We start from the raw sequence: 25513 nt of genomic DNA, 5'->3' as shown, positions 1-25513 counted from the left end.
AGATCGATCACCTAAGATCTAGGCCGACCTGCAACCAAGGAACAAATAAGGAGAGGTTCTTTGCTTCTTATTTCTTAAAAACAAACGGCTTCTTAAAAACTAATCTGTTTATCAAAAAATAAAACGGCTTCTCAAAACCAAAACAAGAGCGTCTGCTTTTTTATTCTTGCTATAAATAAAAAACCCTGCCGAATCGGCAGGGCTTTTGAATTCAGCTTGAAAGCTAATAAAATAATCTAGTTAAAGATTAAATTACTCAGCTTCGATGCTTACAAACTTACGGTTTTTAGGACCTTTAACAGCAAATTTCACTTTACCTTCAGTAAGAGCGAAAAGAGTGTGGTCTTTACCGATGCCAACGTTTGTGCCAGCGTGGAACTTAGTACCACGTTGACGAACGATGATGTTACCTGCAAGAACAGATTCACCACCAAAACGCTTAACACCAAGACGTTTGCTTTCTGAATCGCGGCCGTTATTAGTAGAACCGCCAGCTTTTTTATGTGCCATTGTTAAACTCTCCTAATACTTAAGCGTTAATGCCAGTGATTTTCACTTCAGTGAACCACTGACGGTGACCAGCTTGCTTACGCGAGTGCTTACGACGACGGAACTTAACGATTTTTACTTTATCGCCACGACCGTGTTGTACTACTTCTGCAGTAACCTTGCCACCTTCAACAAGAGGTGCACCAACAGCGATTTCTTCGCCGTTAGCAACAAGAAGAACTTTATCAAATTCAACAGTTGCACCAGTTTCAACGTCTAATTTCTCTAAACGAAGTGTTTGACCTTCGCTTACTCGGTGTTGTTTGCCACCAGATTGGAAAACAGCGTACATATTTTACTCCGCTTTTTCCGCACAGCCTATGGTTGTTAATTGTACAACTCGGGTGTGCGCTAAACTAATCAATAGGGCGCAGATTCTACGGGAATCATGGCGCTATGACAAGTCATATTTTTAAAAAATTGGCGAAAACCTGTTCGCCAAAGAAAAGTGTGGCAATCATGCCCTTTAGCGATGTATTAATCAACGTTTTTTAGTGTATTATTCAACAATTGAATACAACGTATAAGCCTTACAGGGTCTAACTTCAGCCGGATGAACAATGGATTTTAAAGCTATCCAAACGCTTACTGCCAATGATATGGCAAAAGTGAATGAAACAATTCAAGCCCAACTTAATTCTGACGTAAGTTTAATCAACCAGCTTGGTTTTTATATCGTTAGCGGTGGTGGAAAGCGCCTACGCCCTTTGCTTGCTCTTTTATCTGCCCGCGCACTTGGTTACCAAGGTGAAGCTCATATCACCTCTGCAGCCTTTATCGAGTTTATTCACACCGCAACCCTGCTTCATGACGACGTTGTCGACGAATCGGACATGAGACGTGGTAAAGCGACGGCCAATGCCGCTTTTGGTAATGCCGCTAGCGTTTTGGTGGGTGACTTTATCTACACACGCTCATTCCAAATGATGACAACGCTAGGATCCTTAAAGATCCTTGAGTTAATGAGTGAAGCGGTAAACGTGATTGCCGAGGGTGAAGTTCAACAATTAATGAACTGCAATAACCCAGACACCACAGAAGAAAGCTACATGCAGGTGATCTACTCTAAGACTGCTCGTTTGTTCGAAGCTGCGACCCAAATCGGTGCGATTCTTACTGAGTCATCACCAGAGATCGAAACAGCAATGCAGAACTATGGTAAATACCTAGGCACCGCTTTCCAACTGATTGACGATGTGATGGATTACACTGCAGATGGTAAAGAGATGGGTAAAAACGTTGGTGACGATCTAGCCGAAGGCAAACCAACACTGCCTCTACTTTACGCAATGCATAATGGCTCTCCTGAACAAGCAAGCATGATTCGTGAAGCGATTGAGAAAGCGAACGGCATGGAACGTCTTGACGATATTATGGCTGTAATGAAAGAGACAGGCTCTTTAGAGTACACAACAAATAAAGCCTACGAAGAGGCCGATAAAGCCATCGCTGAGCTTTCTGTACTTCCTGACTCAGAATATAAGCAAGCGCTAACCACGCTCGCACACTTAGCTGTTAAACGCAGTAAGTAAGCAGGTTAATAGACAACTCGCTTCTAGCTTCTATATAAATAACAAAAAGAGCCTCAGGGCTCTTTTTTTTGGTTTTCAACAAATATTTGTAGGTGAGCCAAATTCAATATCGACTGGCTTCTAATGATAACGGCAGTTGTGCTTCAATCTCTTCAAGCTCTTCCATTGGCACCGCGTACTGATCATGCCCGTTGTAAGTCTCTACTAGCGCGTACTGCTCTTGCTCATCAATTACCAATACTTTTCCTAAGTGCCCCAAATATTCGACATTCATACCCTTCTGAACAGTAGCCATAACATTTACCTTCACATTAATTGTAAAGCTAAATACGAGTAGCTTGAACTTCAGGATCAAAAAAGCCGATCATAATGACCGGCCCTTATTAATTAGCTTAAGTCTGAGTTAAATAGCGTTTCGCTTATTTAGCGAATTCAACACCAATCTCGATGTCACCATTTAGCGTTTCAAGCATGCTATCTAAAGCGTTACGTTCGAAGTCACTTAGCTCACCGTAGCTAAGGATCGCTTCAGCGCCCTCTTTGCCTAGTTTAACTGGCTGTGCGAAGAATGGAGCGTGCTCGCCTTCACCTTCAACGTATGCACATTCAATCACGTTTTCTTCACCTTGAAGTGCTTTAACTAGTGCAAGACCGAAACGACAAGCCGCTTGACCCATAGACAGTGTCGCACTGCCGCCGCCAGCTTTAGCTTCTACTACTTCAGTACCTGCATTTTGGATGCGAGTCGTTAGCGCTGCAATTTCTTCATCAGTGAACTCTACGCCTTCAACTTGAGAAAGTAGAGGAAGAATCGTTACGCCTGAGTGACCACCGATAACAGGAACACGGATGTCGCCTGGATCTTTGTCTTTCAGTTCAGCAACGAACGTTTCAGAACGAATCACATCAAGAGTCGTAATACCGAATAGACGACGCTTGTCGTAAACGCCCGCTTTCTTCAGTACTTCAGCCGCGATTGGCACTGTTGTGTTTACTGGGTTAGTAATGATACCAACACAAGCAGTCGGACAAGTAACTGCGATTTTCTCTGCAAGAGACTTAACAATGCCAGCGTTCACATTGAAAAGATCCGCACGATCCATACCAGGCTTACGAGCAACACCCGCTGAAATAAGTACAACATCCGCACCTTCTAGTGCTGGTGTTGGATCTTCACCCGCGTAACCTTTGATCGAAACAGGCGTTGGGATATGGCTAAGATCGGCAGCAACACCCGGTGTTACCGGAGCGATGTCGTAAAGTGCAAGATCTGAACCAGCAGGTAGGCGGTTCTTAAGTAGTAGGGCTAGGGCTTGACCGATGCCACCAGCGGCACCAATAACAGCTACTTTCATTGTTATTCTCCTTGAGAGCTTTCTCTTATAGATTCTTTGTAGGGTAATTCTTGAGCTAAATCTAAGTTAAAAAACTATATTAATCACAAAGTGATTACAATCAATTAACGCTAGCTTTGCGACTTCGCGCAAGTCAATAAAACCGTGCTACACAGCAAGTTCGCATTATGGCGATAATCGACTGAAATAACAAAATAAGTCGTCGCAAATAACACATTATTCCATTAAATATTTACAGTGATATGACTAACAAATTACAGGGATGTTTTGGCTAAAATTGAATATGTATGCGAGAATATGCAAACATCTTTGTTAATGAATAAGAATGACATATGCGCAATACAGAAAAGCAAGACAACTTAGTTCGTGCATTTAAAGCCTTACTAAAAGAAGAACGTTTTGGCTCACAAGGCGAAATTGTTGATGCTCTAAAACACGAAGGTTTTGAAAGCATCAACCAGTCTAAAGTCTCGCGTATGTTAACCAAATTTGGTGCCGTTCGAACTCGTAACGCAAAAATGGAGATGGTTTACTGTCTTCCTGCTGAGCTAGGTGTTCCGACCGTTTCTAGCTCTCTAAGAGAATTAGTACTAGATATTGACCACAACAATGCATTGGTGGTGATACACACAGGTCCTGGTGCGGCGCAGCTGATTGCTCGTTTATTAGACTCACTAGGTAAGTCGGAAGGCATACTGGGCGTAGTCGCGGGTGATGACACTATCTTTATTACCCCAACGTTATCGGTTACCACTAAGCAACTGTTTGATTCAGTGTGTGAACTGTTTGAATACGCAGGATAATTGATCGCTGTTTCATAACTATCAGCCTTATTAATGGATCACGAGTATCTATTTGCTTCGTGATCCAAATCACATCCTAGAATATCCATACCTCCCTTCCAAAATCACACTAAACCATTGATTTTAAAAAACTCAGTAGCAAATCAAACACGAGATCAAGACATCATTTGTTAGATTTTTTAGCTATATCTTTTAACATTCGAGTAATTTTCTGCCAATTTTTGATATTATTCAGCCACTTTTTCATCACATGGATTGAAAAAGGTGCCGTTTCCAAATAGGAAACTCCTGAGGCAACTACACTTGTTTCAGGGTTAATAATGAATAAAGGAAGGGAAATTCATGGCATTTACCAAACTTATTAAAGTTGGTGCTATTGCAGCTGCTGTAATGGGCGCTGGCGCTGTTAACGCTCAAGAGTTCATCACGATTGGTACTGGTTCAGTTACGGGTGTTTACTACCCAACTGGTGGTGCGATTTGTAAGCTAGTGAACAAGGGCCGCAAAGACCACAACATTCGTTGTTCTGTAGAGTCTACTGGTGGTTCAATCTACAACGTTAACACCATCCGTGCTGGTGAACTAGATTTCGGTGTTGTTCAATCGGACTGGCAATACCACGGCTACAACGGTACAAGTAAGTTCAAAGATCAGGGCGAATACAAGAAACTTCGCGCGATGTTCTCTCTACATACAGAACCGTTCAACATCATCGCTCGTACTGATGCTGGCATCAACAATGTGTCTGACCTAGCAGGTAAGCGTGTAAACATTGGTAACCCAGGTTCTGGTGACCGTGCAACGATGGGTGTTGTAATGGACGCTATGGGCTGGACTAACGACAGCTTCAAGCTTGCTTCTGAACTTAAAGGTTCTGAGCGTTCACAAGCACTTTGTGATAACAAGATTGATGCATTCATCTACATGGTTGGTCACCCGAACGGATCAATCAAAGAAGCAACAACGTCTTGTGATGCAAAACTGGTTTCAGCAACAGGTCCACAGATCGACAAGATCGTAGCTGAAAACCCATACTACGCTTACAGCACAGTTCCTGCTGGTATGTACCGTGGTACTGACGCTGACGTAAACAGCTTCGGTGTTGCAGCTACTATGGTAACAACTTCAGACGTTTCTGAAGAAGTTGCATACAACGTTGCTAAGGCAGTATTTGAAAACTTTGACACTTTCAAACGCCTACACCCAGCATTTGCTAACCTGAAAAAAGAAGACATGGTTAAAGCGGGTATCTCTATCCCTCTTCACCCAGGCGCAGCAAAATACTACAAAGAAGTGGGCCTTCTAAAGTAACTCTACTTTAAGCCTACTACACCAATAAGGAGGCTAGCCCTCCTTATTGGCTTTTCACGTTTTATAAAAATAATTTAAGTGAAAAGAACAGCCCTTTAAGTTTCTCCAATTTGGCGGACTTACCTTCGTATCAAGCCTAAGACAAAGACGAGCAAAAAACGCATTTCCCTATCCATTCACTACACTAGATAGGAAAGAAATAACGTCTCGTTGTTCGTAAGAAAGGCAGACCATCAATAATAAGGATAAAGTACATGACGCAGACAACATCACCGTCTCCAGATGTGCAAGAAATGGTGGCACAATCAGACACTGGTGCGCGTAGCCCTCGCGGTATCCAAGGCCGTATTTTATGGTTTGTGCCTCTATGCTGGTCACTGTTCCAACTTTGGTATGCATCTCCGCTGCCGTTCATTTTTAACTTCGGAATTTTAAACGATACCGAAGCTCGAGCAATTCACCTTACCTTTGCTATTTTCCTAGCATTTACCGCTTATCCAGCTATGAAGAACTCGCCGCGGGACCATATCCCGGCAGTCGACTGGGTATTAGCGCTTGTAGGTAGTTTTTCAGCTTCTTATATCTATATTTTCTACACTGAACTTGCCGGTCGTTCTGGTGCTCCCACAACATTTGATATTGTTGCAGCGGTGTTCGGTATGGTTCTACTGCTTGAAGCAACACGACGCGCTTTAGGTCCACCTCTTATGGTTGTGGCGGCAGTATTCCTACTTTACACCTTTGGTGGCCCTCACATGCCAGACGTTATTGCCCACAAAGGTGCGAGCCTGAACAAGGCAATGTCGCATCTGTGGCTAACAACTGAAGGTGTATTCGGTGTCGCTCTTGGCGTATCAACGTCATTCGTATTCTTGTTTGTACTGTTTGGTGCAATGCTAGAACGTGCTGGCGCCGGTGCTTACTTTATTAAAGTTGCATTCTCACTGCTTGGTCACATGAAAGGCGGCCCAGCGAAAGCAGCCGTTGTCGCATCAGGTCTGTCTGGTTTGGTATCAGGTTCATCTATCGCGAACGTGGTAACCACGGGTACCTTTACTATCCCGCTAATGAAGCGTGTTGGTTTCCCGGGCACAAAAGCCGGTGCGGTAGAAGTCGCGGCTTCAACCAATGGTCAATTAACACCACCTATCATGGGTGCAGCAGCCTTCTTGATGGTTGAGTATGTGGGCATTTCGTATGTAGAAGTAATCAAAGCCGCGCTACTGCCCGCTCTGATCTCTTACATCGCTCTGATTTACATTGTTCATCTAGAAGCATGTAAAGCAGGTATGACTGGCCTACCTCGTCGCCACACACCAACTATCGTACAAAGCTTACTGTCTTTCACGGGTACCATTTTAGGTCTGTGTGTCATCAGCGCCGCGGTTTACTACGGTGTGGGTTGGACGAAAGATGTATTTGGCGATGCGGCAACACCAATCGTAACTGTGGCGCTATTGATCGCTTATGTTGCTCTGGTTCGCGTATCTGCAAAATACGCAGCTGAAGGCGGCATGGAAATCGATGCTGATCTAAAAGAAGTTCCGGATCCGGGGCCAACGATTAAATCTGGTTTGCACTTCCTACTGCCTATCGTAGTACTTGTTTGGTGTCTGACTGTAGAGCGTTTCTCTCCAGGTCTGTCGGCATTCTGGGCGACCGTGTTCATGATCTTCATTCTGATCACTCAGCGTCCGTTAATGACTCTGATGAACAAATCAGACGATCTTGCAGAGCAAACTAAAGCTGGCTTCGTTGATCTCGCAGAGAGCTTGGTTTCAGGCGCACGTAACATGATTGGTATCGGTGTCGCGACAGCGGCTGCAGGTACGGTTGTAGGCGTGGTGACTCTAACGGGTATCGGTCTAGTAATGACGGACTTCGTTGAGTTTATCTCAGGCGGTAGCATCATTCTTATGTTGCTATTCACTGCAGTAATCAGCTTGATCTTAGGTATGGGCTTGCCAACAACGGCGAACTACATCGTTGTATCAACGCTGATGGCTCCGGTAATCGTGACCCTAGGCGCTGCGCACGGCTTGATCATTCCATTGATTGCGGTTCACTTATTCGTATTCTACTTCGGTATTCTTGCGGATGATACACCTCCGGTAGGTCTCGCGGCGTTTGCAGCAGCGGCAATTGCGAAATCAGATCCGATTCGTACTGGTATCCAAGGCTTCACCTATGATATCCGTACCGCAATTCTACCTTTCATGTTCATCTTCAATACTCAACTACTACTGATGGGCATTGATTCTTGGTGGCACTTAGCACTAACGATTTTCTCATCTGTGACTGCGGTACTTATCTTCGCAGCTGCAACACAAGGTTGGTGGTTCACCAAGAACAAGTGGTGGGAAACGGTGCTGCTTATTGCATTAACCTTCACTTTCTTCCGCCCTGGCTTCTGGTGGGACATGATTTACCCAGAGAAAGTTCTTTCACCTGGAGTTGAGATTGCTCAAATCACGGAAAAGCTGGATGTGGGACAATCACTTGAACTTAGAGTGGGTGGCGAAAACTTAGAAGGTGACTATTCTGAAAAGACAGTTCGCCTGCCGTTTGAAGATTCTGCGACCTCAAGTGAAGATCGTATTGCCTCTATGGGTCTGATGCTGACTGAATCAGAAGGCAAGATGATTGTTGATATGGTTGAGTTCGGTAGCCCAGCAGAAGCGGCTGGTATTGATTTCGATTGGGAAATCAAATCCGTTATCCAAGATGCAGATCGACCAATGAAAGAGTGGGTATTCTTACCAGCTCTGATCATTTTGATTGGTTTAGCGATGAACCAAAGAAGACGTGCTCGTAAGGATGAGATTAGCGCGTAATGGATAAGGCTGAGTAGTGCTTAGCGCTATTTGGCTTTATTACATGGAAAGGATAATTACAGTGCTAAGTGAAAGCTTAGCGCTGATTAAAAAGAGACGAATACATGTATAAACAAATCCTTGTTCCTGTTGATCTTAATGACAAAGGCTTTTCTGATAAGGCAGTCGAACTGGCGGTATGGCACGCAAAACACAGCAATGCTGAAATCCACATTCTGAACGTACTACCAGGCATTCACATGTCGATGGTGGCGTCTTACTTCCCGAAAGATGCAGCGAACCAAATGAAGCTTGATGTTAAAAATCAGCTGAAAGAGTTTGCCGACAAACACATCGACGATGAAGTGGTTTACAAAGTTCATGTTGCTGAGGGTAAAACCTACGCGACGATTCTTGATTACGCAGAAAAGCTTGGCGCCGACCTTATCGTGATGCCTAGCCATAAGCGTTCAAAAATCGACAAAGTGGTACTTGGCTCGGTTGCAAGCAAAGTAGTACAGAACTCACCAATCAATGTATTGGTGGTTAAACCGCAAGGTTAAGTCATTTAATCGACACACAATCTAAAAAGGTTGGCCTACAGGCCAACCTTTTTTGTTTTGCGTTCACGCAATTTAATTCTTTAATCAACTCACTAAGTTCTGCGGATTACCCTCAACAAACCCATCAATATTATCGATTAAGATATCAGACAGTTTTTGAATCGAGCTGTCGCTGCCCCACGCCACATGTGGAGTGAGTAATAAGATCGGTAAGTGGCTATTAGCCAATAGTGGATTTGAGTTGTCGGCTGGCTCTTGTGTAAACACATCCATACCAGCGCCTGCAATCTCATGTTTTTTCAAAGCCTCAACTAGGGCTTGTTCATCTACTAGACCTCCGCGCCCGGCATTAATTAATACCGCGCTCGATTTCATCATTGTGAGCTCTCGCTCTGAAATCAGATTTTGGGTCGCGTCAGTCAATGGGCAATGTAGACTGATCGCATCCGCTTGCTTCAATACCGTATCAAAAGGTAGATACCCTTCTCGACAAGACTCTGCTCCTTTTCGCTCGGCAAACATCACCTTCATACCAATCGCTTTGGCTAACATTGCGGTGGCTTGACCTAAGCTGCCACTCCCCATCAACCCCAGTGTGCTGCCAGCCACATCTTGAATCGGATGAGTAAAGAAGCAGAACTGCTTGTCCTTTTGCCACTCACCTGCCTCAATGTCTTTGTGATAACCAACAAGGTTTCGTTTAAGTGCAAACAGCATTGCGATGACATGTTCAGGAACCGATTGAGTCGCATAACCTTGTACGTTTGTCACTGCAATGTTTTTAGATTTGCAGTATTCCACATCGACATTATTGACACCGGTCGCTGAAACCGCGATCAACTTGAGTTTTTTCGCACCAGCGAGATTCGACTCATTGAGCACTACCTTGTTAGTGATCACCACATCAGCTTCTTCAACTCGCTCTGATACTTGCTCAGGAGCTGTGAAATCATACTCTACCCATTCATGCTCAAAGCTCAGAGGCTTTAAATGAATTTGAGATGGGATAGTCGCTCTATCGAGAAACACAACTTTCAGCGTTGGCATTCTTCTTCCTTGGTTAGATCTATGAATCAGTCCATTCTAAGCTTTTAGCTTACTGTAGTCTGGAAGCTCAGACGCAATTTCAAAGTGCTGTTCGATTTGTGGCGATGCTTGAGGATAAAAGTCACACGGAACAAAGGCTTTGAATAACTGATCATTGGCCGGGTGATAAAAACTGAGTTCACACGCGTGCAGAGCTAACCTCTCGCTATAGATAAATGCATCTGGCGTTGCATAAAACTCATCACCCACAATAGGATTCCCCACCTCCATGCAGTGCACTCGCAACTGATGAGATCGTCCCGTGATAGGCAGTAGCTTCAATAAGGTCGTTTTTACCTCTTCTTGCTCAACCACATAGCGAGTCTGAGATGATTTACCATCCTCGAAACACACTTTCTGCTTCGGCCGGTTTGGCCAATCGCAAATAAGAGGGAGGTCAATCAAACCTTCAGCTTCTTCTACTGAACCCCATACTCGGGCGTAATAGAGTTTGTGTGTCAGTCGATATTGAAATTGCTTCTTCAAATGACGCTCAGCTTGTTTGTGTTTAGCGAGCAGCATCAAGCCCGATGTCGACATGTCTAATCGATGCACGACTTGAATCTCTGGAAATTCGACAACCAAGCGACTCCACATACTGTCGTAATGCTCAGGTAACCTACCCGGAACAGAAAGCAGGCCTGCAGGCTTGTTCACCACAAGAATATCGTCATCTTGATAAACAATATCAATCCACGGTTCACGTGGTGGTGTGTACTGTTCTAACGCCATTGAAGCCTCTTAATTGCTAGTGAACAAATAATTCACGGTTGATTCGTTTATAAATAAATACAATTTTCAATATTTTCGTACATAAAAGTTGACGGCTTTACAAAACATGGTATTGATAGGGTAACAGATAATAAGAAGTCAGCATCAAAGGAAAAACGATGGACAGTACGGTTAAAACCACCAACACAAAAACACCAACCTCAGCTCCCCTATCAAGTTTAATTAAGTCTCTTGGCCCAGGCATTATGATGGCCGCAGCGGCTGTAGGTGGTTCTCACTTAGTCGCCTCAACCAAGGCGGGTGCGATTTATGGTTGGCAGCTTGCCGCTCTCATTATCCTCGTTAACGTATTTAAATATCCATTCTTCAGAGCCGGCATCCAATACACGCTAGGAACGGGTCAAAGCTTGGTGGAAGGTTACTCTAACCTAGGCCGCCCATACCTTGTGATCTTTTCGATCTTGAGTGCCATATCTGCGGTCGTGAATACCGCTGCCCTGCTATTATTCAGTGCAAGCCTACTCAGTTACTTTGTTCCTTTCGATTTAGCCACTAGCACCTTGTGCATGATCGTTTTAGCGACCTGTTTGATCATTCTGTTTGCTGGCCATTATCGTGCTCTAGATACACTATCTAAAGCGATCATGGCGATCTTAACCATCACAACCTTAGCTGCAGTCGCCATTGCTATCGGCTCTCCAGTCGAACCTGATGCTGCTTTTGTTCCACCGTCGCCTTGGTCATTGGCTGCTATTGGTTTTATCGTGGTGACCATGGGTTGGATGCCTGCGCCTATCGAAATATCAAGCATCACCTCTATGTGGCTAAAAAGCCAAAAAGAGAAGCAGGAAGTGACCGCACAATCAGCGCTGTTCGACTTTAACGTTGGCTACATTGGTACGGCGCTGCTTGCTTTAGTATTCGTTGCGTTAGGCGCGCTAGTACTTCACGGTTCGGGAGTTGAACTGTCTCGCTCCGGTGTTGGCTTTACTCATCAATTGGTCGGCATCTACGCTTCGACAATTGGTGAATGGTCTCGCCCGTTAATCGCTCTTATCGCTTTCTTCTGTATCTTTGGTAGCACCATTACCGTTATCGATGGCTACTCACGCGTGCTTGCTGAATCACAACGTCTATTATTCAAAAAAGATTCAAGCCCAAGAATGCTGCAAGGCTGGATAATCATTGTCTCTATCGCGGCACTCGCGATTGTGATGTTCTTTAGCGCAGCACTGATGCCTATGCTCGATTTCGCAATGGTACTCGCGTTTGCAACAACGCCATTCTTCGCTCTGCTTAATTTCATCTTGGTCAACAAAGCTAAGCTTCCAGAAGCGCTAGCCATTGGCAGCAAACTAAAATGGTTGTCTGTAGCAGGTCTTGTTTACCTATTTGGTTTCCTAGCGGTATTTGTTTGGTGGAAGTGGTTAATGTAACCAGTTACTTGAATTGTTAATTAAGCTACAGATACAAATAAGGCCTTCATAATGAAGGCCTTATTTCGTTGAAGCATTTCGCTAATTCAAAACTAGTTGTGAGAAACCACAATCAAGCGTAATGAATCTAGCTGAACCTGAGCTTTGCTGATGTAACCGGTCAGTTCATTGATTTGAGCTTCGATTACCTCTAGCTCTTCATCACGAATATTAGGATTCACGGCTTTAAGCGCTTGTAGACGCTCTAATTCACCGTTCAGGTTATTGTGCATATCTCGTTGAGCTTGTTCACGCACTTCTTCCACTTTAGGAAGTACGTGCGTCTCACCCGCTTCGATTAGCTTGTGAATTTCACCTTGTACCGAGTTAACTAGCTTGCTCGCTAGGTGACGGTTTACAGGGCTTAATTGACGGTTAAAGCTGTCGAACTCAACCTGAGCTGATAAGTCATTACCACGGCCATCCATCATCAAACGAATTGGCGTCTTAGGCAAGAACTGGCTGATACCGCTGCGTTTCGGCGCTTGCGCATCCACAAGGTAAACCAGCTCAAGCAGGATAGTACCCACTGGCAGCGCTTTGTTTTTCAGTAGTGATACCGCTGATGCACCAACACCTTCACTCAGTAGCAGATCGATACCGCCCTGAATCATTGGGTGTTCCCAGCTAATGAAGTTCATGTCTTCACGAGAAAGCGCAGTATCACGATCAAACGTGATGGTTGCGCCTTCGTATGGTAAGCCTGGGTAGCTTGGCACCATCATGTGCTCAGACGGCGTTACAACCAGAGCATTCTCACCCTTGTCGTCTTGGTTCAAGCCAATCGTATCGAACAGGCTTAGTGCAAACGTTACTAGGTTAGTGTCGCCGTCAGTCGAGGCAATCTTCTCTGCAATTTCATGCGCTTTGTCGCCGCCGTTTGAGTGCATTTCTAATAGGCGATCACGGCCTTTTTCTAGATCTGATTTCAGGCTTTGATTTAGCTTGGCAGACTCTTCAATCACTTCATCAAGTTGCTCAGTGTTACCAGAAGCCAGCATCTCGATAAGAACATCTGAGTACTTATCGTAAACCGTGCGACCCGTTGGACAAGTTTCCGCAAATGCATTCAGACCTTCATCGAACCAACGCGCAAGGATCGCCTGTGATGTGCCTTTTAGGTAAGGAACATGAATGTCGATATCACGCAGCTGACCGATACGGTCCAAACGGCCAATACGTTGCTCAAGCAAGTCTGGGTTGAATGGTAGATCAAACATCACAAGTTGGTTAGCGAACTGGAAGTTACGACCTTCAGAGCCGATTTCACTACAGATAAGAACCTGAGCGCCGCCCTCTTCTTGAGCAAAGTAAGCCGCAGCTTTATCACGTTCAAGGATCGACATGCCTTCGTGGAATACGGTTGCACGCACACCTTCACGCTCACGCAGTGCTTGCTCTAATTGAAGCGCCGTACTTGCACGTGATGCGATCACTAGGATTTTCTCGCTGCGCTTGTCTTGGATCTTTTCAATCAACCAGTTAACGCGTGAGTCGAACTGCCACCAGCTTGAATCTTCACCTTCAAACTCTTGGAAGATCTCTTCTGGATACAGCATCTTCATTGCACGAGCTTCGGGAGCCATTTTGCCACCGATCATGCCAGATACACGCATTGAGGTTGTGTACTGCGTTGGAATCTCCATCGGCAGTAGGTTTACATTACGCTTAGGGAAGCCTTTGATTGCAGCACGTGTGTTTCTGAAAAGAACACGGCCAGTACCATGGCGATCCATAAGGTTATCAATCAATTCTTGGCGAGCTAACGCTTGCTCTTCTTCGCTGCTATCACCTTCGATAACGCGGAATAGAGGCTCAACATCTTGCTCAGAAAGCAGTTCCGTAATCTGGTTCTTCGCGCTGTTTTCAAGCTTCACTCCAGAGAACAGAGCCGTTACTGCATCAGCAACCGGTGCGTATTGGTCTTCTTCTTCAACGAATGCTTCGTAATCGTAGAAGCGATCAGGATCAAGCAGACGCAGACGTGCAAAGTGGCTCTCACGACCAAGCTGTTCAGGCGTTGCTGTTAGTAGTAGCACACCAGACGTATTTTCCGCTAAGCCTTCAACCACTTGGTATTCACGGCTTGGTTTGTCTTGGCTCCACTCAAGGTGGTGCGCTTCATCGACAACCAACAAGTCCCACTCGCCTTCAAGTGCTTGCTCGTAGCGCTTACGGCTCTTACGTAGGAAGTCCAAAGAACACAGAACGTACTGCTGGGTATCAAACGGGTTGTCTGATTCAGCAAACGCTTCAATACAACGCTCTTCATCGAAGATAGAAAAATGCAGGTTGAAACGGCGCATCATCTCTACTAACCATTGGTGTTGTAGAGTTTCAGGAACCACAATCAGAATGCGTTCAGCACGGCCAGACAGCACCTGTTGGTGGATGATCATGCCCGCTTCGATGGTTTTACCTAGGCCCACTTCATCAGCCAGTAAAACGCGCGGAGCGTGACGACGACCCACTTCATGAGCGATGTATAGCTGATGAGGGATCAAGCCAGCACGCATACCACACAAGCCACGCATCGGGCTCTTGTGTTGTTGGTACTGGTTGCTTAGCGCACGGTAACGCAACACAAAGTTATCCATACGGTCGATTTGACCTGCGTATAGCTTATCTTGTGGCTTGTTAAAGCGGATCTGGTTGCTTAAGAAGATTTCACGCAGAGTGACTTCTGTTTCTTGGGTATCTTCGCGAGTACCTAAGTAGGTTAGCAGCCCTTTGTCTTCGATAACTTCTTCGACAGACAGAGACCAACCTTCTTGGCATTCGATGACATCGCCTACATTAAACGTTACTCGGGTTACGGGAGCATCAGTACGTGCATAAACACGGTTTTCTTCTGACGCTGCAAACATTAGTGTCACTGTGCGAGCATCCATTGCTACAACGGTACCTAAACCTAAATCGCTCTCCGTATCGCTTATCCAGCGTTGCCCCAAAGCAAATGTCATGAATCGACTACCTCAATCTTATAGTTGGAATTTGGTCTTCTTAACTGCAGTTTTAAACAAGAACATTATCGCTCCTGAACTAAAAATATAGCCAAAAATGTCTAGTTTGCAGCCACTTTTTAAGTGCGCTCTCAATAATAAATATCTCGAGAAAATGGTGCAGAAAAAGGTCGCTAATCTTACTCGATGCTGTGATTTAGGTCACGCCTAAAGGAGATGATTTCATGCTTTTTTTCTGTTTTCGCCAGTGCAATCAAACTGTCAAAAATTCATGGTTAATCTATAGGTAGCAGATTGCTGCTCTCAAACGAATACACCATATTCACTCGTAACGATATGGTGCTGTTCCTCTAGATGAAGTTTAGGTGAGTAGTTGACTATCACCAGAATCAGATACTAATCTTTATATGAGCTTTATCTACGTTCAATGAATGCAAGGCAAGCCGCACGTCGGCAAGGAGATGCTATGGGCGAGACCAACCGGAAGCTATTTGTTTTAGACACCAATATCCTACTTCACGAACCCTTCGCTATATTTTCTTTCCAAGAGCACGATGTCGTTATCCCCATGACAGTGCTAGAAGAACTCGACAGAATCAAAGACAGTAAAAGAGACGTTGCTCGAGATGCGAGAATTGCGATTCGAACGCTCGAAGACCTGTTCAGGGAAGCCACACCAGACCAAATATCGGAAGGCATCCCTTTTTCTAAAGACATAAATGCATCTGGCAGTATTTCAATACTCGCTGACTACGAACTTCAAGAAAGCATCAAAGCCTTTGCCGATGACAAGGCGGGCGATAACCGAATCCTCAACGCTGTCCTCTATCTTCAAAATAAACGCGCACCACGCGAAGTGGTTCTCATCACCAAAGACATCAATATGCGTTTACGAGCAAAAGGCGCCGGTGTACGTTTTGTTGAAGACTATCAAACTGACCAACTGATTGATGATATCCAATACCTCACCAAAGGCTTCCAACAACTGGAAGGCTCATTTTGGGATGGTATCGATAATGTCGAGAGCAGAAGTTTAGGCGGCAAGACGCTGCACACCTTAGCAAGAGCGCCGTTCGAGCCAACCTTCCTCAACCAATATGTAATTGACGAAGAAAGTGACTTTGCCGCTCGAGTCGAGGAGATTGAGCCGGAAAGCATTACCCTGAGAGACCTCAGCCGCGAAAGATTGATGAATCGCAGAGCATGGGACATCACACCAAAGAACGTCTATCAAGGCATGGCGATTGATGCGCTGCTCGACCCTGATATTGATCTTGTGATTCTCACTGGCGCCGCAGGTAGTGGTAAGACACTGCTTGCTATGGCTGCTGCACTTGAACAAACCATTGAACGTAAGCAATTCGATAAGATCATCGTAACCCGCAACACCCCTGATATTGGTGAGTCGATAGGTTTCCTTCCGGGTACAGAGGAAGAGAAAATGTTGCCTTGGTTAGCCGCAGTGACCGATACACTGGAAGCGCTGCACAAGAACGACCACTGCACAGAAGGCTCGATGAAGTACATCTGTGACAAAGCCAATATCCAGTTCAAATCGATCAACTTCATGCGCGGCCGTTCCATCCAAAATGCGTTTGTGCTTCTCGATGAGTGTCAGAACCTGACTGCATCACAGATAAAAACCATCATCACCCGTTGTGGTGAAGGTACTAAGATCGTCTGCTCAGGTAACTTAGCGCAGATAGATTCTTCTTACCTAACCCCTGTGACTTCAGGCTTAACCTACATGGTTGAGCGTTTTAAAAACTTCGAAGGCAGTGCCAACATCCACCTCAATGGTGTGGTGCGTAGCCGACTAGCTGAGTTTGCGGAAGAGAACATGTAGTGACTCTATACGCTCACTGAATCAGTAATCTAAAAACAAAAAGCGCCTCACATTGGAGGCGCTTTTCAATTTAATATTTTGAAGTAAGTCGGCAGAGGTTAGTCTGAATTACTCAGTACCACCAACGGTTAGCGAGTCTAGTTTCAATGTTGGTTGACCAACACCCACTGGCACACTTTGACCAGCCTTACCACACACACCCACACCACGGTCGATGCTTAGGTCGTTACCCACCATAGACACCTGCTGCATCGCTTCGATACCAGAACCGATTAGCGTCGCGCCTTTCACTGGGTGAGTGATCTTACCGTTTTCAATCATGTACGCTTCAGACGCTGAGAATACAAACTTACCTGATGTGATATCGACCTGACCGCCACCGAAGTTCGGTGCGTAGATACCTTTCTCAACCGTCGCGATGATCTCTTCCGGTGTGTGTTCGCCCGGTAGCATGTATGTATTCGTCATACGTGGCATTGGAAGATGCGCGTATGACTCACGACGACCATTACCTGTCGGTGCTACACCCATTAGACGAGCGTTCAGCTTATCTTGCATGTAACCTTTTAGGATGCCGTTTTCGATTAACGTATTGTACTGACCGTTAACACCTTCATCATCGACGTTCAATGAACCGCGTAGATCCGTTAATGTACCGTCATCGACAATCGTACATAGGCTTGAAGTTACTTGCTCACCAACTTTGCCGGAGAATACTGACGACTCTTTACGGTTGAAGTCGCCTTCTAAACCGTGGCCTACCGCTTCATGCAGCAGAACGCCCGGCCAACCAGAACCAAGAACCACAGGCATGGCACCAGCAGGCGCAGCCACTGCTTCAAGGTTAACTAATGCTTGGCGAATCGCTTCATCCGCAAATTGGTAAGCAACTTGAGTGCCTTTGTCATCACTTAAGAAGAAGTCGTAACCAAAACGGCCACCACCACCAGCGCTACCACGCTCACGACGATCACCCTTCTGTGCAAGTACGCTAATAGACAAGCGAACCAGCGGACGAATATCACCAGCGTAAGTGCCATCAGTCGCAGCAACCAGCATCTGCTCATGCACACCACTTAAACTCACCGATACTTCAGTCACCATCGGCTCTTTAGTGCGAATGTAAGCATCTAATGATTTTAGTAATTCTGTTTTCTGCTGTTTTTCCCAACTCGCAAGCGGGTTAACTGCATCATAGTAAGCTTGATTAGAGTTGCGTTTGAACGCTTGAACCTTGCCGTTTTGACCTTGTTTAGCAATACCACGAGCCGCAATTGCGCTCTGCTTAAGACCATCCAATTGGATTTGGTCAGAGTAAGCAAAACCAGTCTTTTCACCAGATACTGCACGAACGCCAACACCGCAATCGATATTGAAAGAGCCGTCTTTAATAATGCTGTCTTCTAGCACTAAAGATTCGTGCCAGCTTGACTGAAAGTAGATATCAGCATAATCAATTTGGCGGGTAGCAATACTCGCCAATGTATCTGCGATATTTTGCTCCGTAAGCCCTGTCGGGTTCAGTAGCGCTTCTTCAATTTGATTAATGCTCATAGATGGCTCTTGTTTGTAATTAAAATTGATTGGTAAATCGAGAGTGTTGCGCGATGGGCATATTTTGCCTAATGGACTCGCAACTGGATGTGTCTATCTCAACCACCATACTTTTAGGATCTTGGTCTAACTGTGCGACCACTCGTCCCCATGGATCAACCACCATTGAGTGTCCCCATGTCTCTCTTTGGCAAGGGTGTTTTCCGCCTTGACCTACCGCGACAATCCACGACTGTGTTTCAACCGCGCGGCATCTTAATAGTACTTCCCAGTGCGCTTGACCCGTTACCGCTGTAAAAGCCGCAGGCACCACAATGATTTGTGCCCCTTGCTTACGTAACTCTGAATACAAGTGTGGAAAGCGCACATCATAACAAATACTCAAACCTAAGCGACCAAAAGGCGTTTCCGCTGTCACAACTTGGTTGCCCGGAGTGAAAATATCCGACTCTCGATAGCACTTATGGGCGTCAGCGACATCCACATCAAACATGTGTAGCTTGTCGTAATGAGCAACGAGGCAACCAAAATCATCAATCACCAAGGTGGTGGTCGTCACTCCGTTAGTTGTGCTTATCGGCATACTGCCAATGACGATCCAAATTCTGTGAAGCTTTGCTAGCTCAGAGATTTTCTTTTGCAGTGGGCCATCATTAAAAGGCTCAGCACACTGGTGATAGTCAGCTTTACTGCCAAAAACTAACGCGTTTTCAGGGCAAACAACCCACTTAGCCCCCAACTCTTTGCACTTTGCAACTTCTTGAGCAAGGTACTCAAAGTTCAATTCAGGGCTGGGGCCAGATGTCATTTGAATCAACCCAACACAATCCATGTGTATCGCTCCTCCATTCATTATGATTCAGAAATCAGCATTTCACCGTATATTCGCTGACTCGGGCATAAGGTCTTTTCGGCTAATTTAAGGCCTATTCGGCTAATTTTCTCAGCTTCTCTGGCAGATGAAACTCGCCAGAGCTACGAGAAAGTTCGCTCACCGTTGGTGAATCCAATGGTCCTTTCACCGAATAATTTACTTGGGTAAAGACTTCCACAACTGGCGAGATAACCGTGGTCACCGCCAATACGTACAGCGCTGTTTGAGGGGTTACCGCAAAGGCCGTTAATACGGGAATACCCGAGGTAATATCTGGGGTAAAGTTCACCTCAGCATCAACCTGACGCGTGTTGAGGTTAGCGATACCTTTGATTTTCATCTCACCTGCGACCGCATCCATGTTCAGATCATTGGTCAGGAAGATACCATTTTGAATCTCGCCCGTTCCGGTGATGCTGTTGAAGGCCATACCTTTATCAAACACATCTGAGAAATCAAGCTGCATCTTACGGATGATCGAATCTAGGCTAAACAGGCCAAGTAATCGAGCTGCGCCGCTCACATCCGAGATAATGCCTTTACCAAACTTGGTTTTAACGTTGCCATCAAGGGTATCCATTTTGATTCCCCAAGGCGAACCATCCCAATTTAGTTGACCTTCCAACGCGAATGGCGCTTTTTGAATCCCGGAAGTAATACCAAAGCGCTCCATGAGCTCGCTGTTGTTTTCACCTTCAACATCAACGGTTAACGATGAATGACTCTTGTCACCTTGCAGTTCCCACCAGCCACTCACATCCGCTTTGTTACCGCCGCTTCGCACCTGGATTTTGTTCCACTCGATACGATCTTCGTTCCTCGTCATTTCAACATCGACCTTACCCACCTTGTAGCCTTGCAGCCAAAAGTCGTTCAGCGTCAGGGTCAGGTTTGGCATCGCATCGTGGATCTCTCTATCCAATTTGGATATCAATGGCGCAGCTTGTTCTTTACGTTGCAGCAGTTGCTGATCTTGGTTGTTCTTATCACTCCACTCAGGAACAAACAGATGCAGACGATCCAGTGAAACTGTCAAATCATAAGGAGGCAGGTAGTTAATATCCCCTTCTAGCTCTTGGCTAGACACTTCCATTTGCCACGCCTGTTTGTTCTTACTAGCACTAAAATCGACGTCATTCCAAGAGATACCACCCAAGATCAGCTCTTTACTCTCAAAGGTAATACGGCTTGGCGCAGGTATGGTTGGCGTGTTCATTTGACTAAGTACAGCCGTTGAAGGCTTTACCGGTTCCATTACAACCGATAACCAATCATCGGCATTGAATTTGTCTGTACGAATCAGGGCGTGATGGCCCACCACCGGACTAATTTTGTAGCCACCGCGACCAAGCACTAAGTTGGTCGCCGTTAACTCAGGCACGTCGCCTGTGATATCAATCTCAGCTTGGTACTTGGTGTTTGGCAATTGCAGGCGCGCGGTAATCGTCTCTTGGTTACCCGATGCCTGTAGCCTTGCAGAGCCACTTTCTAGTGATTTTTTCGCCAATGGATATGGGTAATCACTCGCCAAGTATTTTAGGTCTGACTGTAAGTCTAGTTGGTAGGTAAAGCCGATATCATTCAGCTGGATATCAATCTGGCTTTGCCATTGCGCATGACCTGATAAGCGGCTTAACCATTGCTCACCGATGTAAGGTTCTAGAGGCTTGACGTCCCAATCACCTAACACATCAATATCAACTGCATAGCCAGGACCATCATTAAGGCCCTTAAAATCAAGCGAGATACCTTGGTTAAGCAGATCCGCAGCGAGGCCATTTGCCGTCACTACGTCATTATCAAATTCAATTCGACCCGTGGTGTTCTCGAGCACCATTGGCGGCGCTTCAATCTCAACATGGTTGCCACTTAAGTCGGCGTAACCCCATGCTCTTGCTTCTTTTTCAGAATCAAACGGAATATTCAGCTGGAACTCAGAAGAGACATCACCACTCACTTGAAGTGCGGTTAAGGCTGCGCCTACCGAGCCCACCAGTGGCGAAGACGTCATGTAATCGCGTACTGCGTTGCCAGACGCCGTCGCTTTAGCTTCAATTTCAATATGGCCGCCTTCCCCTAAATAAGGAATGCGTCCTGTGATTCGATCTGCCGTCACATCCATCAGTTGAGCTGAGCGAGAATCCAGATGCATCGCATCATTTTCAAACAACAGATCAAGCTGAAGATCAGTAATCAGTGGCCACGCGGTATCAAAGCTGAATTTCGCATCTTCTAAGCCAACCCAAACCTGGAAAATACCATCGTGGTTAGTGTATGGGTATTGAGACAAATCACCATGCCACAACAGTTTTACGGTATCCGCTTTACCGGCTTGAATCGCAGTTGAAAGGTAGTCTGTTAGATCTTGCCCAAGAGCCAGTGTAGGTAAGTAGCGCCATGTTTCACCGACATTGTAAGCGTCCGCTTCGCCGTAGAAGGATAAAAACGGGCTCGCATCTTTTGGGAAGTCTAAGCGGAATGCGCCTAGTACTTGTAAATCGGGGGTGGCAGCTGTGATTTTGTCTGACCACAGCTTCCAGCCGTTTTCATCTTGCTGCCAAACAATATCAACCTGACCTTGTTTGATATTCAAAGGCGCTTGGAATACGTCACCATAAGGGAACACATCGTCAATAACATGCAGGCTAGCTTTCGCTTCCGAGGCCGAACCAAACACACTACCAGACACTTGGCTAAAGCCTGGGACTAGTTCCCACTGCTCGATAGCAAGATCAGAAAAACTGGCTGAATAACGTAAACTGTCAATTCCCGAACCCATGGAAACACGGATATCAGAAACAGAGCCGCCCGGTGCCAATACGTTAATCATTTTGGTTGATTGTTCAGAGTCAGGCAGCAGCTTAATCAACGGAGTAATAGTCGCAATATCCAGCTCAGAAATGTTGAGTTGCCATGGACCTTGATTCCACTTGAACGCTACGTCGAGTTCCGGCCAAGGTGTGTCATCCGTTCTAAGGTTTAGTGAGTGACCATTTACTTGCCAACCATCATCAGTCGGCGACAACTTAAAGACACCGGACTCAAGCATGAGGTCATGCTCGCCATCTTCGTTCCACGCCAGTTCTGAGGGTAAAACCTCAACATAAGCGCTCACTGGCTTGCTATTTCGCAGCGCAAGCCAGCTATTCAAGCTCACAGTACCCGTTTCAATGCCGGATTCCGCCTGCATATAATGCGTAAGCCATGGCTTAACAGAAATGCTGTCGGCACTGACATAAAACTCACCAGTCACATCAGTCAGTGACCCACCATCAATAAAGTTAGCACTCACTGACAGAGAGTTTAGATTGGCATCTTTGATACTCACCACACCTTCAGCAAGGTGATGTTTGTCTGAATTTTGCCATTTTAAGGTTTCTATATCGAGCTGACGTTCTTCACCCGAAACAGAGTGATAAAGAATAGAAGAATCTTTTGCAGTTACATCGACGAGTGTTTTTAGCAGTAAATTATCGAGCTCTTGTATCACTCGCTTGGAAGACTCGGGATCTGTAGGTTCGTCTTTGCCATTTTGTCCGGCAAACAGATCAATTGAGCGGATATCAAGATACATTTGATTCATGACTAGATCGGCCACAACCGGGCGCATCTGCACGAGCGATTGAATCAAGTCAAACTCGACTTCAACACGCTCAACAGAGAAGGTCACATCTTCTGCATTGGGGAGGCTAGCTTTAACGCCTTGCAGAGCAATAGAGGGGTGAGTGTTACGCCAAAAACCGCCCACATCTTGAATCGAAAAATCAAAACCGGAGTGTTGGTTTACCCAAAGCTCAATTTCAGATTGATACTTGTTTAAATTGGGCAAGGCTACACGCAGTGTAGTAACGGCAATGGCTAGCGTTACTAAGAGAGTAACCACTAACCATAAACATGCACGTAGAATCAGAGTAACGCTTGAGCTCACAAAATTTCCATTACATCATAACAACATCAAACTGCTCTTGTATGTACAGAGGCTCAGCCTGGATTTTAACTAGCTTACCAATAAAGACTTCAAGCTCCGCAAGCGCATGAGATTCATCGCCCTCTAACGCCTCAGCTACGGCAGCTGCCGCATAGACCACAAATTTATCGGCGTCGTACGCACGATTCACTCGCGTGATCTCTCGAAGAATTTCATAACAAACGGTTTCAACTGTCTTCACACTGCCGCGGCCTTCACAAGCAGGACAGCTCGAACATAGGATATGCTCAATACTTTCACGAGTACGTTTACGAGTCATCTCAACCAACCCAAGCTGCGTGAAGCCATTAATATTGGTTTTCACACGGTCTTTGTCGAGCGCAGCCTCTAAAGAAGTTAGTACTCGCTTACGATGTTCCTCTGACAACATATCAATAAAGTCGATAATGATGATGCCACCTAGGTTACGCAGACGTAGCTGGCGAGCAATCGCTTGAGTCGCTTCTACGTTGGTGTTGAAAATCGTCTCTTCTAGATTACGACGACCAACAAACGCGCCAGTGTTGATATCAACCGTGGTCATCGCTTCAGTTTGGTCGATAATCAGATATCCACCAGACTTTAATTCGACTTTACGATCCAATGAACGCTGAATTTCGTTCTCGGTATCGTACATATCAAAGATAGGCTTATCACCTTCATACAGCTCAAGCTTGTCTGTCAGCTCAGGCACGTATTCAGAGGTAAACTCTTTTAGGTTTTCATATTCTAGACGAGAATCGACCTGAATCTTGCTCAGCTCAGTACCGACGAAGTCACGTAAGATACGTTGGCTTAAGCAAAGCTCACCATACAAACGAGTACGCGCCTTGTGCTTACCACGACGCTCTAATACTTTTAGCCATAATCGCTTCAAGAATGCGGCATCTTGTGCCAACTCATTTGAATCTGCACCTTCTGCTGCTGTGCGGATGATGAAGCCACCGTGTTCGTCACAGTAACGAGACACGACTTTTTTAAGACGGTTACGTTCAGACTCGCTGTCGATACGTTGAGATACACCAACATGACTTGCGCCCGGCATAAATACCAGATAGCGAGACGGTAGAGTGATATCAGTGGTTAAGCGGGCACCTTTAGTACCAAGAGGGTCTTTGACCACTTGCACCACAATATCTTGCCCTTGGCGAACAAGCTCCGAAATATCACGAACCTGAAATTGCTTCTTTTCGTTTTCAGCGACACATTCAGTGTGTGGGACAATATCAGAGGCGTGTAAAAAAGCTGCTTTCTCAAGGCCTATATCCACAAAAGCTGCCTGCATTCCAGGAAGAACACGGCTTACACGTCCTTTATAGATATTTCCTACGATACCGCGTCGAGCATCTCGTTCGACATGGATCTCTTGAAGAGCCCCCCCTTCAATCATGGCCACACGAGTTTCACTCGGGGTCACGTTCAGCAACAATTCAGCACTCATGGTGCACCTCAGGTTAGTAATTATAAGAATTCTTGCAGTAGCTGGTCCGTTTCAAATAAAGGTAAGCCGACAACGGCGTAATAACTACCTTCGATTCGGGTGACAAAGCGTCCGCCCAAACCTTGGATCCCATAGCTACCGGCTTTATCGCATGGCTCCCCTGTTTGCCAGTATTGTTCTATTTCTTTTTCACTGAGGGGTTTAAACCATACGTCGGTAATAATGATTTCTGTTCTTTGTTTTTCTTCTGAAACCACAGAAACCGCCGTCATGACTTGGTGACGTTCATTCGCTAACTGAGTAAGCATGCGCTTAGAGTCAGCAAAATCGGTGGGTTTCTCAAGCACTTGCCCTTGGCTTACGACGACTGTGTCAGAACCAAGAACGACTATATCAGAGCCATGATCTACAGTATCAGAACTAGGAACGACATGCTGCCTTTCAGAAGGGTTATCTTTCAATAAAGACAACGCAGCTAAAGCTTTATCTAAAGATAGTCGCTTAACATATTCTTCGGCGGTTTCTTGAGCGTGTTTACACTCTTCAACATCGGTTACGAGGACAGAAAACTCATAACCGAGTTGAGATAGCAATTCTTTGCGGCGTGGAGAGCCGGATGCCAAAACTAAATGTTTCTTTTCCATCGTCA

19 protein-coding genes are annotated in these 25513 nt (G+C 45.6%); 7 read left to right on the top strand and 12 right to left on the bottom strand.

Annotation, left to right across the window (positions count from 1 at the left end):
- Positions 1-252: 252 nt before the first annotated feature.
- Both rpmA and rplU read right to left on the bottom strand, forming a co-directional pair.
- Positions 253-510, bottom strand: a complete 258-nt coding sequence (rpmA, locus tag AB4375_RS06555) for a 50S ribosomal protein L27 (RefSeq protein ID WP_004735905.1) — start codon at positions 508-510, stop codon at positions 253-255.
- Between the two features lie 19 nt (positions 511-529).
- Positions 530-841 (bottom strand): 50S ribosomal protein L21, encoded by a 312-nt coding sequence (gene rplU / locus AB4375_RS06550; RefSeq protein ID WP_004740823.1) that lies wholly within the window; start codon positions 839-841, stop codon positions 530-532.
- A 268-nt stretch (positions 842-1109) separates the two neighbouring features.
- Between rplU and ispB the strand changes: the two genes are divergently transcribed.
- The gene (gene ispB, locus AB4375_RS06545) at positions 1110-2081 is read left to right on the top strand and encodes an octaprenyl diphosphate synthase (RefSeq protein ID WP_017061376.1); all 972 of its coding nucleotides are present in this window, start codon (positions 1110-1112) and stop codon (positions 2079-2081) included.
- Positions 2082-2184: 103 nt separating this feature from the next.
- Here ispB and AB4375_RS06540 read toward each other — a convergent pair whose 3' ends face one another.
- Both AB4375_RS06540 and mdh read right to left on the bottom strand, forming a co-directional pair.
- Positions 2185-2376, bottom strand: a complete 192-nt coding sequence (locus AB4375_RS06540) for a hypothetical protein (RefSeq protein ID WP_372051226.1) — start codon at positions 2374-2376, stop codon at positions 2185-2187.
- A gap of 124 nt (positions 2377-2500) precedes the next feature.
- Positions 2501-3436 carry a malate dehydrogenase gene (gene mdh / locus AB4375_RS06535; RefSeq protein WP_009847834.1) on the bottom strand — a complete coding sequence of 312 codons (936 nt, stop codon included), beginning with the start codon at positions 3434-3436 and terminating at the stop codon, positions 2501-2503.
- Positions 3437-3768: 332 nt separating this feature from the next.
- On the opposite strand from mdh, the gene argR reads away from it, so the two are divergent.
- From argR to AB4375_RS06515, 4 genes are all read left to right on the top strand, one after another.
- On the top strand, positions 3769-4239 hold the full coding sequence (gene argR, locus AB4375_RS06530) for a transcriptional regulator ArgR (RefSeq protein ID WP_004740827.1): 471 nt from the start codon (positions 3769-3771) through the stop codon (positions 4237-4239).
- 342 nt (positions 4240-4581) lie between these two features.
- A complete protein-coding gene (locus AB4375_RS06525; RefSeq protein WP_017061374.1) occupies positions 4582-5550 on the top strand; it encodes a TAXI family TRAP transporter solute-binding subunit in 969 nt (322 codons plus the stop codon).
- A 254-nt stretch (positions 5551-5804) separates the two neighbouring features.
- The gene (locus AB4375_RS06520; protein ID WP_372051225.1) at positions 5805-8384 is read left to right on the top strand and encodes a TRAP transporter permease; all 2580 of its coding nucleotides are present in this window, start codon (positions 5805-5807) and stop codon (positions 8382-8384) included.
- Positions 8385-8488: 104 nt separating this feature from the next.
- Positions 8489-8926, top strand: a complete 438-nt coding sequence (locus tag AB4375_RS06515; RefSeq protein ID WP_004740830.1) for a universal stress protein — start codon at positions 8489-8491, stop codon at positions 8924-8926.
- A gap of 84 nt (positions 8927-9010) precedes the next feature.
- Here the strand turns inward: AB4375_RS06515 and AB4375_RS06510 are convergent, their stop codons facing one another.
- Both AB4375_RS06510 and rluA read right to left on the bottom strand, forming a co-directional pair.
- Entirely contained in the window at positions 9011-9973 is a 963-nt protein-coding gene (locus AB4375_RS06510) for a D-2-hydroxyacid dehydrogenase (RefSeq protein ID WP_372051224.1), read from the bottom strand.
- A gap of 36 nt (positions 9974-10009) precedes the next feature.
- Positions 10010-10744, bottom strand: coding sequence for a bifunctional tRNA pseudouridine(32) synthase/23S rRNA pseudouridine(746) synthase RluA (gene rluA, locus AB4375_RS06505; RefSeq protein ID WP_372051223.1), 735 nt, complete (start codon positions 10742-10744; stop codon positions 10010-10012).
- A gap of 158 nt (positions 10745-10902) precedes the next feature.
- Between rluA and AB4375_RS06500 the strand changes: the two genes are divergently transcribed.
- Positions 10903-12180 (top strand): NRAMP family divalent metal transporter, encoded by a 1278-nt coding sequence (locus tag AB4375_RS06500; RefSeq protein ID WP_017061369.1) that lies wholly within the window; start codon positions 10903-10905, stop codon positions 12178-12180.
- Between the two features lie 92 nt (positions 12181-12272).
- Here AB4375_RS06500 and rapA read toward each other — a convergent pair whose 3' ends face one another.
- Complete coding sequence (gene rapA / locus AB4375_RS06495; RefSeq protein WP_372051222.1) at positions 12273-15182, bottom strand: RNA polymerase-associated protein RapA; 2910 nt, start codon at positions 15180-15182, stop codon at positions 12273-12275.
- 466 nt (positions 15183-15648) lie between these two features.
- Here rapA and AB4375_RS06490 point away from each other — a divergent pair, with 466 nt between their 5' ends.
- Positions 15649-17028: a PhoH family protein gene (locus tag AB4375_RS06490; protein ID WP_017062953.1), complete on the top strand. Its 1380-nt coding sequence runs from the start codon at positions 15649-15651 to the stop codon at positions 17026-17028.
- A 108-nt stretch (positions 17029-17136) separates the two neighbouring features.
- On the opposite strand, the gene tldD is transcribed toward AB4375_RS06490, so the two are convergent.
- The 5 genes from tldD to AB4375_RS06465 form a co-directional block, all read right to left on the bottom strand.
- The gene (tldD, locus tag AB4375_RS06485) at positions 17137-18582 is read right to left on the bottom strand and encodes a metalloprotease TldD (RefSeq protein WP_017061366.1); all 1446 of its coding nucleotides are present in this window, start codon (positions 18580-18582) and stop codon (positions 17137-17139) included.
- Between the two features lie 19 nt (positions 18583-18601).
- On the bottom strand, positions 18602-19414 hold the full coding sequence (locus AB4375_RS06480; protein WP_017061365.1) for a carbon-nitrogen hydrolase family protein: 813 nt from the start codon (positions 19412-19414) through the stop codon (positions 18602-18604).
- A gap of 94 nt (positions 19415-19508) precedes the next feature.
- Entirely contained in the window at positions 19509-23384 is a 3876-nt protein-coding gene (locus AB4375_RS06475; RefSeq protein WP_372051221.1) for a YhdP family protein, read from the bottom strand.
- A gap of 10 nt (positions 23385-23394) precedes the next feature.
- Positions 23395-24864: a ribonuclease G gene (gene rng, locus AB4375_RS06470; RefSeq protein WP_102321214.1), complete on the bottom strand. Its 1470-nt coding sequence runs from the start codon at positions 24862-24864 to the stop codon at positions 23395-23397.
- 20 nt (positions 24865-24884) lie between these two features.
- The gene (locus AB4375_RS06465) at positions 24885-25508 is read right to left on the bottom strand and encodes a nucleoside triphosphate pyrophosphatase (RefSeq protein WP_017066953.1); all 624 of its coding nucleotides are present in this window, start codon (positions 25506-25508) and stop codon (positions 24885-24887) included.
- Positions 25509-25513: the final 5 nt, after the last annotated feature.

The sequence above is a fragment of the Vibrio sp. 10N.261.51.C6 genome, from assembly GCF_041471785.1.
GTDB classification, from domain to species: Bacteria; Pseudomonadota; Gammaproteobacteria; order Enterobacterales; family Vibrionaceae; genus Vibrio; species Vibrio crassostreae_C.
The sequence above is the reverse complement of the archived record's forward strand: the minus strand, read 5'-3'. Positions and strand labels throughout refer to the sequence as shown.

Excerpts from the sequence above, each read along its gene's own strand:
- rpmA (WP_004735905.1), bottom strand. The coding sequence starts at position 510 with ATGGCACATAAAAAAGCTGGCGGTTCTACTAATAACGGCCGCGATTCA.
- rplU (WP_004740823.1), bottom strand. The coding sequence starts at position 841 with ATGTACGCTGTTTTCCAATCTGGTGGCAAACAACACCGAGTAAGCGAA.
- ispB (WP_017061376.1), top strand. The coding sequence starts at position 1,110 with ATGGATTTTAAAGCTATCCAAACGCTTACTGCCAATGATATGGCAAAA.
- AB4375_RS06540 (WP_372051226.1), bottom strand. The coding sequence starts at position 2,376 with ATGGCTACTGTTCAGAAGGGTATGAATGTCGAATATTTGGGGCACTTA.
- mdh (WP_009847834.1), bottom strand. The coding sequence starts at position 3,436 with ATGAAAGTAGCTGTTATTGGTGCCGCTGGTGGCATCGGTCAAGCCCTA.
- argR (WP_004740827.1), top strand. The coding sequence starts at position 3,769 with ATGCGCAATACAGAAAAGCAAGACAACTTAGTTCGTGCATTTAAAGCC.
- AB4375_RS06525 (WP_017061374.1), top strand. The coding sequence starts at position 4,582 with ATGGCATTTACCAAACTTATTAAAGTTGGTGCTATTGCAGCTGCTGTA.
- AB4375_RS06520 (WP_372051225.1), top strand. The coding sequence starts at position 5,805 with ATGACGCAGACAACATCACCGTCTCCAGATGTGCAAGAAATGGTGGCA.
- AB4375_RS06515 (WP_004740830.1), top strand. The coding sequence starts at position 8,489 with ATGTATAAACAAATCCTTGTTCCTGTTGATCTTAATGACAAAGGCTTT.
- AB4375_RS06510 (WP_372051224.1), bottom strand. The coding sequence starts at position 9,973 with ATGCCAACGCTGAAAGTTGTGTTTCTCGATAGAGCGACTATCCCATCT.
- rluA (WP_372051223.1), bottom strand. The coding sequence starts at position 10,744 with ATGGCGTTAGAACAGTACACACCACCACGTGAACCGTGGATTGATATT.
- AB4375_RS06500 (WP_017061369.1), top strand. The coding sequence starts at position 10,903 with ATGGACAGTACGGTTAAAACCACCAACACAAAAACACCAACCTCAGCT.
- rapA (WP_372051222.1), bottom strand. The coding sequence starts at position 15,182 with ATGACATTTGCTTTGGGGCAACGCTGGATAAGCGATACGGAGAGCGAT.
- AB4375_RS06490 (WP_017062953.1), top strand. The coding sequence starts at position 15,649 with ATGGGCGAGACCAACCGGAAGCTATTTGTTTTAGACACCAATATCCTA.
- tldD (WP_017061366.1), bottom strand. The coding sequence starts at position 18,582 with ATGAGCATTAATCAAATTGAAGAAGCGCTACTGAACCCGACAGGGCTT.
- AB4375_RS06480 (WP_017061365.1), bottom strand. The coding sequence starts at position 19,414 with ATGGATTGTGTTGGGTTGATTCAAATGACATCTGGCCCCAGCCCTGAA.
- rng (WP_102321214.1), bottom strand. The coding sequence starts at position 24,864 with ATGAGTGCTGAATTGTTGCTGAACGTGACCCCGAGTGAAACTCGTGTG.
- AB4375_RS06465 (WP_017066953.1), bottom strand. The coding sequence starts at position 25,508 with ATGGAAAAGAAACATTTAGTTTTGGCATCCGGCTCTCCACGCCGCAAA.